The following is a 12,605-nucleotide window of genomic DNA, read 5'->3' as shown; positions in this document are numbered from 1 at the left end:
AGTCATCTCTGGTGTGCTTGGCGGGGATCACATTTCAGGATCCTGCGTCTTGCATTTGTCCATAAGCAGGCTAAACAGGATTTTTTCAGTAGTTACAGCCGGTTATGGGCGAGAGGTTATGGCACTTTTCTCCAGGTGGCAGGAGTGACAGGTTGTCAAAAGTGACCGTGAATGCTGACTGTTGGGTATTTATCGCATCTAACGTGAATATTTATATGATTTTTGGGTAGAGAGCGGGATTGATCCAGCGCAGCCTGCCCGCCGGGCTGCGTCGCTAGAATGACACCTCATTTCGGAGGTGTCATGCAGTTACACGAACTCATCAATACATTTGGCCAGGATCTCAAGCAGCGCCACGGCCAGAAGATCCACAAGCTCTCCATCCATGGGGCCTTTACCTGCCCCAACCGGGACGGCACCCTGGGCCGGGGTGGCTGCACTTTCTGCAATGTCTCCTCCTTTGCCGACGAGTCGGCCCAGCAACTCTCCGTGGTGCAGCAACTGCTGGCACGCCGGGACGAGGTGACCCGGGCCAGGCGCTATCTGGCCTACTTTCAGGCCTATACCAGCACCTATGCCGAAGTGGAGTACCTTCAGCGCATGTATGAAGAAGCCTTGTCGGTGAGCGACATGGTGGGGCTCTGCGTCGGAACTCGCCCTGATTGTGTACCCGATGCGGTGCTGGATCTGCTGGCAGGTTATCAGGCCCGCGGCTACGAGGTGTGGCTGGAGCTCGGGCTGCAGAGCGCCAACGACAAGACGTTGCAACGCATCAATCGGGGCCACGGCTATGCCGCCTATGTTGACGCTGTAACCAGAGCCCATCTGCGGGGCATCAAGGTGTGTGCCCACCTCATCGTCGGCCTGCCCGGCGAGGCGCCGATGGACAGCCTGGAAACCCTGCACCGTGTCGTGGAGACCGGCGTCGAGGGGATCAAGCTTCACCCACTGCATGTGGTGGAGGGGAGCACCCTTGGCAAGGCGTGGCAGGCGGGACGGCTGGATGTGTTGACGATGGAGCAGTATGTGGCGGCGGCGGTCGCCATGATCCAGTACACGCCTCCCGAGGTGGTCTATCACAGGGTCTCGGCGTCGGCGCGCCGCCCGACCCTGCTGGCCCCCGCCTGGTGCGAGAATCGCTGGAGCGCCATGACCGCCATTGCCGCGGCGCTGGCACGCTCAGGCCCTCAGGGGCACTGCCTGGGACGCCCTTTTTCTCTCCCTTCCACGGGCGAGTGCCAACTCTAATTTTGTCAAAAAAACAGTGGGTTATTAGATGAAATTCAGTCTTTGGAGTATAGTTTCGTTCAAGTCACCTTGATAAGATGGTCGGCTTGAAAAAAGATATAGTTATCAATAACTCTTTGCAGTTTGTATACCGGGCGGTGTCTCTTCGAACCGGGTGGCATATTTCTTGGCAACATCAGGTGCTTGGTATGTCCCCTCCGTTTCCGGCATGAAAATCTGTAAGGGAGGCGAGACATGCAGTGTCCCGGCTCTGTGCGCTAATCGGGTTGTGGGTCTGGGTGGCGAGGTCTGTTCTGTTTTTCCGGATCGCCACCGGGCTTTGGATATTCGGCCCCGAGACAACCTTCTGAATCATGTTTGATGGGATGCTATGCAAGCAGAAACCAGCCATATAGATGAACTGTTGGAGTGCCTGGTCTTTTTGACCCGCTTTTACGGGGTGCCCAACAGTCAGGATGCTCTCACCACCGGCTTGCCACTGGTCTCCGGGCGTCTCAGCACGGCGCTCTTCAGTCGTGCCGCCGAGCGGGGCGGTCTCTCTGCCCGCGAAGTGATCCAGCCCCTTGAACAGATCTCCTCCCTGCTGCTGCCCTGCGTCTTGCAGACGCGCAATGGCGGCGCCTGCATCTTGCTTGAATGGAATGAAGAACGGACCCAGGCGAGGGTCATCTTTCCCCAGGCCGGAGACGCGGCTCAATGGGTCAGTCTTGCCCAGCTGGGTGACGAGTACAATGGTCGTCTGTTCTACGTCAAGCGGCAGTTCAAATTTGATGAGCGCTCGCCCAAAGTGCTGGAGACCCGTGATGGTCACTGGTTCTGGAGCACCTTGTTCGAGTCCCGCGGTATCTATCGGGATGTGCTGGTGGCCTCGATCCTCATCAACCTGTTTGCTATCGCCAGCCCCCTGTTCACCATGAACGTCTATGACAAGATTGTGCCCAACCTGGCATTCGACTCCCTCTGGGTGCTGGCGGTTGGAGCCATGGTGGTGTTCACCTTCGACTTCGTGATGCGCCAGCTGCGCAGCTACTTCATCGATATTGCAGGCAAGAAATCCGACGTGCTCTTGTCGGCCAAAATCTTTGCCAAGGTGATGGGCATGAAGATGGAGTCCAGGCCTGCGTCGACCGGTGCCTTTGCCAAGCACTTGCAGGAGTTTGAATCGGTGCGCGAGTTTTTCACGTCGGCCACCGTCTCCACCCTGATCGATCTGCCGTTTGCCATCTTCTTCCTCTTCATCATCTGGATTTTCGCCGGTGTGATGGTGGTGGTGCCCATCATCGCCATCCTGATCCTGGTGGCCTACAGCTTCTACATTCAGGCACCGCTGAAGCAATCCATCGAGGAGGGGTCCCGGCTCGCCTCCCAGAAGAACGCCAATCTGATCGAAAGCATCTCGGGCCTTGAGACCGTGAAGATTTTCGGGGCCGAGAGCATGTTCCAGCACCGCTGGGAGCAGGCGGTGTCCCACATCTCGACCTGGGGCGTGCAGACCCGGCGCATCACAAACTCCATGTCTTCTCTGGCGAGCTACATCCAGCAGGTGGTGACAGTGGGACTGGTGATCGTCGGTGTTTACCAGATCTCGGAAGGATTGGTGACCATGGGGGGCATGATAGCGGCCGTGATGCTGTCGAGCCGGGCCATCGCCCCCATGGTGCAGCTCTCGGTGCTTTCCACCCGCTACAACCAGGCCAAGTCGGCGCTCGAAATCCTGGAGAAGATCATGATGACGCCGGGTGAGCAGGAGGAGGGCAGGCAGTACATCCACCATCCGGTCATCCAGGGGCGCATCGAGTTTGAAAATGTCTCCTTCAAGTATCCGGGCATGGAGAGCAGCACCCTGCACAACATCAACCTGCGCATCGAGCCGGGTGAGAAGGTGGCCATCATCGGGCGCATCGGTGCGGGTAAAACCACGCTGGAGAAATTGCTGATGGGTCTCTACCGTCCGACTGACGGTCTGGTGCGTCTGGACGGCTTTGAGCTGGACCAACTGCCGCCGACCATCATTCGCCGCAACATCGGCTGCGTGCCGCAAGATGTGACCCTCTTCTTTGGTTCCGTGCGGGACAATATCATGCTGGGTAATCCCCTGGTGGATGATGCCCGTGTCTTGCGCGCCGCCAAGCGGGCCGGGGTCACCAACTTTACCAACCGGGATCCCAACGGCCTCGACAGACAGATAGGCGAAGGGGGACGTCAGCTCTCCGGTGGCCAGCGTCAGTCCATCCTGCTGGCGCGCGCCCTGCTCAACGATCCCCCCATTCTGGTGATGGACGAGCCGACCTCCAACATGGACAACCAGTCAGAGATGCACGTGAAGCAGGAGCTGGCGCGGCTCGGCCCCGAAACCACCCTTATCCTCATCACCCACAAGACCTCCATGCTGGATGTCGCTTCCCGGGTCATCGTCGTGGAGCAGGGGAAGATAGTGGCGGATGGTCCCAAAGAGGTGGTGTTGCAGCAATTGAAGGAAGGCAAGGTGCGGGTGCAGGAGACGGCGAATGGCTAACCACTGGTTCAAGAAAACGCCCTCAGATACGGTCTTGCCTGCACCCGAGCATCTCGAGTACGTGGATGACGGCGCCGCCGCCGTGCTGCTGACGACACCCACCCGTGCCAGAGTCCTGCTGTGGGCCTGCTTCCTGTTTTTTGTCAGCGCCATCGTCTGGGCAGCCTGGGCAGAGCTGGATGAAGTGACCGTCGGCCAGGGCAAGGTGATACCGTCGCGCCAGTTGCAGGTGATCCAGAACCTGGAAGGGGGGATCGTCAAGGAGATCTTCGTCAAGGAGGGGGACATCGTCGAGAAGGGACAGCCACTGCTGCGCATCGACGATACCCGCTTCAAGTCGGATTTTCGCGAACGGGAGCAGGAGCTGGTCACCCTCAAGGGGGATATCGCCCGCCTGCGCGCCGAAATTCGCAGCGTGGTGGTCAAGAACGAGCCCAATCTGGGCTGGCGTGAACAGGTAGCCATCGACAAACAGGCCATCGAGTTCCCCGAAGGGTACGAGAATGTATTTGCCGAATATGCCGCCCGTGAAAGATCGGTGCAGGAGGCGCGGTTAAACAACCTCAAGAACCAGCTCTACATCCTGGGACAGCAGATCGAGCAGAAAGAGCAGGAGACCATAGAGCTCAATGCCAAGATCCGGACCGTAGGTCGCAGCGTTGATTTGGCTCGTCAGGAGCTGAACATCAGCCGTCCTCTCGCAAAAGAGGGTATAGTTCCTCAAGTGGAGCTAATTAAACTGGAGCGGCAGGTCAACGAAATGCAAGGGGAGCTGGAGGCGAACCGCCTGCTGGTGCCCAAGCTCAACTCGGTACTGCGGGAGACCATCTCGAAGCGAAATGATATCGCCCTGAAATTCCGGGCGGACTCCCAGACCGAGCTGAACGAACGTCAAGGCAAGTTGAGCCAGTTGTCGGAGGGCCAGGTCGGCCTCAGGGACAGAGTCGATCGTACCAGTGTGATCGCGCCTCTCAAGGGGACCATCAAGAAGCTCAAGATTAATACGCTGGGTGGGGTCGTTCAGCCGGGCATGGACCTGATGGAGATAGTGCCGCTGGAAGATACCCTGCTGGTTGAAGCCAAGGTGTCGCCCAAGGACATCGCTTTCCTCAGACCCGGACTGGAGGCCGTGGTCAAGATAACTGCCTATGATTTCACTATTTATGGAGGTTTACATGGCAAGGTTGAACAGATAAGTGCCGACTCAATCCAGGATGAGGAGGGCAATTCCTTCTATCTGGTGCGAGTACGAACCGAGAAGAGTTATCTGGGCGATGAGCTTAACGCACTTCCCATCATCCCCGGTATGTTAGCCAGTGCAGATATTATTACTGGTAAAAAAAGTGTCCTAGACTACTTGCTGAAACCCATCTTGAGGGCTAAGCAGTCGGCACTGAGAGAACGATAAGCCAACAATCTAAAAACAACATGACTGGAGATACCATGAAGAAGACGATTGTTGCCATGCTGGTTAGTGGCACCATACTGTTCCCGGGCCTGAGCCAGGCACAGACGCTGGAACAGTCAGTGGCGCAGTCACTGGCTACCCATCCGAAAATCAAGGAAGCTTTTGATCTCTATCAGGCACGACTGTATCAGCATGATGGAGCCAAGGGCGGCTATTACCCCACCATCGATCTGCGTGGTGGCGTCGGTTACGAGAAGACTGACAGTCCCTCGACCCGTGCCGCAGGTCCGAATTCACAGACGATCGATGACTCCATGACGCGCAAGGAGGCCGGGATCAGCCTTCGCCAGATGCTGTTTGACGGCTTTGATGTCAGCAGCAACGTGGCACGGACCGATGCCGCCGCCCAGGCCCAACGCCTGGCGATGATCTCCGAGGCGGAGAACACGGCCCTGCGCGTGGCCGAGGTCTACCTCAACATGCTGCGTCAGCAGGAGATCCTGGAGCTGTCCAAGCAGAACCTTGAAACCCACGAGCAGATCCGCAGTGACATCCAGAAACGGACCGACTCCGGTCTAGGGTCGACCGCTGACCAGACCCAGATCGACGGTCGTGTGGCTCGGGCTTACTCCAATCAGGCGGCGGCGGAGAACAACTATCGGGATGCCGAGAGCGAGTTCATCCGTGTCGTCAATGAAGTGCCCAAGGATCTCGTTCAGCCCGTACCGAACACCCAACTCCTGCCCGCAACACTGGAAGATGCTCTGAAGACGGCAACAGAGGTTCACCCGACCCTGCTGTCATCCCTGCAGGACATCGAAGAGGCGAAGTACCAGCATGAAGGCTCCAAGTCCGGGTTCTACCCGAACGTAGCCTTTGAAGTGGATCAGAACTGGAACGAGGACATCGATGCGGTCAAAGGCCGTAACGACGATCTCACCGCCATGGTCCGGATGCGTTACAACCTGTTCCGCGGTGGGTCCGATCTGGCAGAAAGCAAGGCAACCTCAGCGCTCTATTCCCAGGCCAAAGACATTCACATGAATGCCTTCCGTCAGGTGGAAGAGGGGACCCGCCTCGCCTGGAACGCCAAAGAGTCGCTGGCCAAGCAAAAAGTCTTCCTCAAAGAGCACGTGGACGCCAGCTATGACACCGTACAGGCCTACAAGAAGCAATTCGGCCTGGGTCAACGGACCTTGCTGGACGTGCTGAACACGGAGAACGAACTGTTCGAGGCTCGCCGCAGCTACATCACGGCCGAGTACGACTCCCTGTTGGCAGATTATCGTATCCTCAATGCCACCGGTGGTCTGCTCAATGCCCTGAATGTGCAGCAACCGGCTGAATGGCAGGCCAACAACAACTGATGGCCCTGCCACTGATGTCATATCAGGCAAGGGGAATGGCTGCAGCGTGCTGCAGTCATTCTTTTATGCGTCCGGTGGTCAGGGGATGATGGCGGCGTCATGACACAGAAAGAAGTGGCATCGACAGGCTGCAGCCGACGTGATGGGTATCGAGCTGTCGCAGGTGCACGTGCGCCCTGGCGGGTTCGCCTGCTGTGGCTGGCACTGCTGGCGATCCCCCTGCTGCTCAGCGCCAGCCAGCCACTCTCACCGGAGGATATGAAACTGGTCAAGCGCGCGGAGGAGACCTATGGCCCCAGGGCCGGCAAACGGGTCACCAGCTGGCGCACTTTGGCAATGCAGAACAAGGCGGCGGGGCTGACGGATCGGCAGAAGCTGGAGAAGGTGAACCAGTTCTTCAACCAGATGCGTTTCATCGATGACATCAAGTTGTGGCACAAGAAGGATTATTGGGCGACACCGCTGGAATTTCTGGGCGCAGCGGGGGGAGATTGTGAAGACTTCAGCATTTCCAAGTATTTTACCTTGCTGGAACTTGGCATCCCTGATGAAAAAATGCGAATGGTATATGTCAAGGCATTGGATTATAACCAGTTTCATATGGTCGTTGCCTACTATGAGACGCCTGCGGCAGTACCCCTGATTCTGGACAATCTTGTCGGATCAATTCGCCCGGCGACCCAACGGGCGGATTTGTTGCCAATTTACAGTTTTAACGGTAGTCACTTGTGGCTGATGAAGGCGCGTGGTCAAGGGGAACTGGCCGGGCAATCATCCCGCTTGGGATTATGGACAGACTTACGCAATCGCATGACATCGGGGCGATTGGCTCGGCCTGCGGTCAATTTGGATGATTAACCTATGACGCTCTACAGACAACTATTGGCAACCATGCTGCTGCTGTTCGGATTGCTGTTTGCCGCCACCTATTGGGTGCAATTCAATTCGACCCGCAACTACCTGGCGCAGCAGCAGGAGACCACCGTCATCAATACGTCCACCGCACTGGGTCTGGCGCTGACCCCCTATCTGGAGAACGGCGACAAGGTCAGTGCCGAATCCGTGATCAAGGCGGTGTTCGACGGGGGTTACTACAAGCTGGTCCGTCTCGATCTGCTGGCCTCCAAGGATGTCATCGAGCTGGAGAACAGCAGCCATATCGAAGGGGTCCCACAGTGGTTCATTGGGCTTGATCTGTTCCCTGAAGTGGCCAATGAATCGATTTTGACGTCGGGTTGGCTGCAACTGGGCAAGCTGAAGGTCGTCGGCCACCCTGGACAAGCCTACTACGAGCTTTGGAAAGGAATGAGCGAACTGGCCACCTGGTTCCTGGTCGGCTTTCTCGTCACCACTCTCTTGCTGATGCGGGCGCTCAATTATCTGCTCAAACCGCTCAAGCTGATTTGCGATCAGGCGGTTGAAATCGAGCTGCACCATTTCGGCCACGCCATTCCCGAGCCCAAGACCCGCGAGCTGCGGCAAGTGGTACAGGCCATCAATACCCTTTCCAGCAAGCTTGCCGTGCAGTTCAAAGAGCAGGCCGACGAGGCCGAGAATCTGCGATCCCGCGTCTATGTAGATGCCGTCTCCGGGCTTGGCAACCGCTCTTACTTCGTCGGGCAGGTCAATGCCTGGATTGCGGAGGCCGGGCAGGGCGGGGTCATGCTGGTGGCCGTCGACATGCTGGACGATCTCTATCGGGAAGAGGGCTTTGCTGCAAGGGACAACATGGTCAAGTCCATTGCACAGGTGCTCAGGGAACTGCTGGATGGTTGGGATGGCGCGGCACTGGCCCGGATCTCGGCGACGGAGTATGCCTTGCTCTGCCCCACCGATGATCTGTCTCAGCTCAAGGAGCTGGCAGAGCTCATCAACAGCCGTATCGCCGATCTGGTTGTCAATCCCATGGGAGAAAGCGGAGCGCTGTCCGTCGTCGGCATCGCTGGCCGTGATGGCAATGACGATCTCTCGGCCCTGCTGACGAAGGCGGATAACGCCCTTGGCAAAGCGCGCAATGAGCGGCGCGGTGCCGTCGTGATGGAAGGCGGCAATGAGCAGGGACTGATGGGACGCCTTGCCTGGCGAGACCTGGTGCAGGATGCCATTGCCAGACATCTCTGGCGCTTCAAGGCACAGCCTGCGTGCCGCTTCGATGATGGTACCCGCCTGCATGCCGAGTTGTTCGCGGCCATCTCGCGAGATGGAACGGATTACTTCGCAGGGCAGTTCTTGCCTGCGATCGAGCAGTTCAAGATGGGGGCCGAGTTTGACAAGGCGGTGCTGGAAGCCTGCGTCCCCTTGTTCAAGCAGCAACCGGAATTGGTGTTGGCAGTCAATATCACGGCGGGTTCTCTCTGTTCGGATGAGTTCCTGACATGGCTCAGAGGCTATCTGCCGCTGAACGTGGAGCTGAAGGAGCGACTGCTGTTCGAGATCCCGGAAGCGGCCATCATGAAACACAAAGAGTATGTGACTCATCTGGTTGAGCTGTTGCGAGAGCACGGCTTCTTGTGGGGGGTCGATCACTATGGCCGGCACTTCCAGTCCCTCGGCTATCTGGAAGAGCTGACCCCCGCTTATGTCAAGGTGGACCACGGGTATACCAGCCAGGTCATGGAACCAGGCGCCGATACCTCCTTCCTGGCGGCTGTCTGTCGGGCTGCCCACAACGCGGGTGTCACGACCATCGCCACCCGGGTGGAAGATCAACGGCAGGTTGAATTGTTGTCCAGTTTGCATATCGATGGTTATCAGGGGTTCGTTCACCCTGCATTTCCACTGGTATAAGCGGTACAACTCGATAGAAAGGGGCCCATTAAGGGCCCTTTTTTATATCTGTTTAGAATATGTACATCATTTTTACGCGACATATAGGTAATATCACTAAAACTCGCGCTGTTACTTATTTGATTTTTATATGTAAAAAATATTCGTTCGATTCGCTGCATCGGATGAAGTCAAAGAGACTCAACCCTGTACATTTTTGCAACGGAAGCAGGACGGGGGCGTATCTAGAGTGTAGGCATCAAGATCTGTCACCCTGGAGCAATGGATATGCGCACCCAAATCATCGACAAAACCGTGGTCGTCTCTTCCGTAGAAGGCAACGTTCAGATCCTGCTTGCCGATGGCAGCAGTCGTCCTCTCCAGCCTGGCGAGATACTGCAGCCTGGCGCCAGACTCAATATCGCTGATGATGCCAAATTGATGCTGGCGCCCTACGATGACAAACCTGCAGCGGACAATGGTGTTCCGGCAGGGACAGAGATGCCTCCAGAGGGGCAATCTTCCTCATCGGTTGCCAATCATCAGCAAGGCTCGCCTGAAGTGTCGCCAGAAATTGCGGCGTTGCAACAATCCATCCTGCAAGGGGTTGACCCGACCAAGAACTTCGAAGCCTCTGCTGCCGGTGGGGCACCTGCCGCCGGTGGTGGTGGCGGTATCGGCGGGGTCGCTGGGGCCAGTGGCAATGGTGGTTTTGTTGTCATAGATCGCATCGGAGATGCGACCATAGCCGAGGCCGGATTCGATACCGGCTATGACACGTTGATCGATCAGAATGTGCTGCAGGAAGACGATCTTCTGCCCGAGAATCAGCTCGATGATCAAGATGAGTCTGCTGTCACCCAGGAAGATCAGGCCATCAGTGGCAATGTGCTCGACAACAGCAATAATCCGGATGGTCCCCTTGATACGTCTGTCATTTCCTATAGCTGGGGCAGCAATCAGGGAATTGCTGCCGGCGTTGAGAGCACGCTGGATGGGATTGGTACGCTGATCATCAATGCGGACGGCTCCTATACCTTTACCCCTGCGCTGAACTACACAGGCCCTGTACCTGCGGTCAATTACACCGTAACGGATGGGGATGATACCAACGACTCCACTCTGACCATCACCATCACCCCTGTAGATGAGCCTGTCTCGCTGAATGGATTGCAGGTCGAGGGTGGTGAGCTTGTCCTTGATGAAGCCGCATTGCCGGATGGCTCAGCCCCCGATGGCACCGCCTTGACCAAGAGCAGTACCTTTACATTCAATGCGGCAGATGGAGTACAAAGCCTGACGCTGGGAGGTGTGACGCTGATCAGCAATGGCCAGGTCTTGACCACCTTCCCCCAGGGGATCCCCAGTCCTTTGGGAAATCAACTGCTGGTGACCGGCGTCAGCTACAACCCGGTGACAGGGGTTGGCAGCGTGACCTACAGCTACACCCTGAACGATAACGAAACACATAACAAACCTGCAAATGATGGGGCTCTGACGGAGAGCTTCAACGTTGTGTTGACGGACCTCGATGGCGACACGACCAGTGCAGGGCTGGATGTCGTGGTGCTGGATGACGTGCCGACGGCGGTAAACGACAGCAATCCGACCACGGCGACGGAAAACAACCTGGTCCTCAATGGCAACGTCATCACCAACGATGTGCAGGGGGCGGATGGCGCGGCGGTGACGGCCGCCAACCTGAGCGGGACCTACGGCAGCCTGGTGCTCAATGCCAACGGCACCTACACCTACACCCTCAACCCGAACGACGGTGACTTCAAGGCGCTGACCGGGGGCGGGGTGGGCAGCGAAGTGTTCACCTACACCCTGACGGATGCGGACGGAGACGTGAGCACGGCGACCCTGACCCTGACCATCAAGAACGACGATGACGGGGTGACCATCACCAACCTGACGCCCAAGGGCGAGGGCGGGGATGTGAAGGTGTACGAAGACGACCTGCTGGCGACCCGCGGCGAGAATGAGTCGGCGGGGTCGGACAGCAGCAAGGAGTCGACCACGGTGACGGGGGACTTCACCATCAGCGCGCCGGACGGGGTGAAGACCCTGAGCGTGGGTGGCATCAACATCGTGGTGAACGGGGTGGTGGCGGGCTTCCCGCTGAGCGGGGTGACCACGCCGCTGGGCAACACCCTGACCATCACCGGGTACAACCCGGCGACCGGGCTGGTGAGCTACAGCTACACCCTGAACGACAACGAGGCGCACCCGACGGCGAACGGCAACAACAGCCTGTTCGAAGACTTCGCGGTGAGCCTGGTGGACAGCGACGGTGACTCGGCGACGAACACCCTGAGCGTGCAGATAGTGGACGACGTGCCGACGGCGGTGAGCGACGTCAACCCGACGGCGGCGAGCGAGAACAACCTGGTCCTCAATGGCAACGTCATCACCAACGACGTGCAGGGGGCGGATGGCGCGGCGGTGACGGCCGCCAACCTGAGCGGGACCTACGGCAGCCTGGTGCTCAATGCCAACGGCACCTACACCTACACCCTCAACCCGAACGACGGTGACTTCAAGGCGCTGACCGGGGGCGGGGTGGGCAGCGAAGTGTTCACCTACACCCTGACGGATGCGGACGGAGACGTGAGCACGGCGACCCTGACCCTGACCATCAAGAACGACGATGACGGGGTGACCATCACCAACCTGACGCCCAAGGGCGAGGGCGGGGATGCGAAGGTGTACGAAGACGACCTGCTGGCGACCCGCGGCGAGAACGAATCGGCGGGGTCGGACAGCAGCAAGGAGTCGACCACGGTGACAGGGGACTTCACCATCAGCGCGCCGGACGGGGTGAAGACCCTGAGCGTGGGTGGCATCAACATCGTGGTGAACGGGGTGGTGGCGGGCTTCCCGCTGAGCGGGGTGACCACGCCGCTGGGCAACACCCTGACCATCACCGGGTACAACCCGGCGACCGGGCTGGTGAGCTACAGCTACACCCTGAACGACAACGAGGCGCACCCGACGGCGAACGGCAACAACAGCCTGTTCGAAGACTTCGCGGTGAGCCTGGTGGACAGCGACGGGGACTCGGCCTCGAACACCCTGAGCGTGCAGATAGTGGACGACGTGCCGACGGCGGTGAGCGACGTCAACCCGACGGCGGCGAGCGAGGACAACCTGGTCCTCAATGGCAACGTCATCACCAACGATGTGCAGGGGGCGGATGGCGCGGCGGTGACGGCCGCCAACCTGAGCGGGACCTACGGCAGCCTGGTGCTCAATGCCAACGGCACCTACACCTACACCCTCAACCCGAACGACGGTG

The 12,605-nt window shown here is 58.3% G+C and carries 7 protein-coding genes; all 7 read left to right on the top strand.

Features of this window, described 5'->3' with window-relative positions; all coding sequences use genetic code 11:
- Window positions 1-303: 303 nt before the first annotated feature.
- The gene (locus ACVDHI_RS00035) at window positions 304-1,248 is read left to right on the top strand and encodes a TIGR01212 family radical SAM protein (protein ID WP_109422169.1); all 945 of its coding nucleotides are present in this window, start codon (window positions 304-306) and stop codon (window positions 1,246-1,248) included.
- Between the two features lie 370 nt (window positions 1,249-1,618).
- Entirely contained in the window at window positions 1,619-3,763 is a 2,145-nt protein-coding gene (locus ACVDHI_RS00030; RefSeq protein ID WP_039040368.1) for a type I secretion system permease/ATPase, read from the top strand.
- A complete protein-coding gene (locus ACVDHI_RS00025; protein ID WP_010675165.1) occupies window positions 3,756-5,171 on the top strand; it encodes an HlyD family type I secretion periplasmic adaptor subunit in 1,416 nt (471 codons plus the stop codon). The genes ACVDHI_RS00030 and ACVDHI_RS00025 overlap by 8 nt, the downstream gene beginning before the upstream one ends.
- 35 nt (window positions 5,172-5,206) lie before the next feature.
- Window positions 5,207-6,538: a TolC family outer membrane protein gene (locus ACVDHI_RS00020; protein ID WP_010675164.1), complete on the top strand. Its 1,332-nt coding sequence runs from the start codon at window positions 5,207-5,209 to the stop codon at window positions 6,536-6,538.
- A gap of 99 nt (window positions 6,539-6,637) precedes the next feature.
- Window positions 6,638-7,396: a transglutaminase-like cysteine peptidase gene (locus ACVDHI_RS00015; protein ID WP_223952717.1), complete on the top strand. Its 759-nt coding sequence runs from the start codon at window positions 6,638-6,640 to the stop codon at window positions 7,394-7,396.
- A 3-nt stretch (window positions 7,397-7,399) separates the two neighbouring features.
- A complete protein-coding gene (locus ACVDHI_RS00010; RefSeq protein ID WP_447211539.1) occupies window positions 7,400-9,325 on the top strand; it encodes an EAL domain-containing protein in 1,926 nt (641 codons plus the stop codon).
- A 267-nt stretch (window positions 9,326-9,592) separates the two neighbouring features.
- A partial coding sequence (locus tag ACVDHI_RS00005) for a retention module-containing protein (RefSeq protein WP_447211538.1) occupies window positions 9,593-12,605 on the top strand: 3,013 nt, incomplete at its 3' end.

This window comes from Aeromonas sp. 25-248 (assembly GCF_053005425.1).
The sequence above is the reverse complement of the archived record's forward strand: the minus strand, read 5'-3'. Positions and strand labels throughout refer to the sequence as shown.

What these genes read in the sequence shown, in the direction of transcription:
- ACVDHI_RS00010 (WP_447211539.1), top strand. Translation starts at nt 7,400, where the DNA reads ATGACGCTCTACAGACAACTATTGGCAACCATGCTGCTGCTGTTCGGA.
- ACVDHI_RS00020 (WP_010675164.1), top strand. Translation starts at nt 5,207, where the DNA reads ATGAAGAAGACGATTGTTGCCATGCTGGTTAGTGGCACCATACTGTTC.
- ACVDHI_RS00035 (WP_109422169.1), top strand. Translation starts at nt 304, where the DNA reads ATGCAGTTACACGAACTCATCAATACATTTGGCCAGGATCTCAAGCAG.
- ACVDHI_RS00030 (WP_039040368.1), top strand. Translation starts at nt 1,619, where the DNA reads ATGCAAGCAGAAACCAGCCATATAGATGAACTGTTGGAGTGCCTGGTC.
- ACVDHI_RS00015 (WP_223952717.1), top strand. Translation starts at nt 6,638, where the DNA reads ATGACACAGAAAGAAGTGGCATCGACAGGCTGCAGCCGACGTGATGGG.
- ACVDHI_RS00025 (WP_010675165.1), top strand. Translation starts at nt 3,756, where the DNA reads ATGGCTAACCACTGGTTCAAGAAAACGCCCTCAGATACGGTCTTGCCT.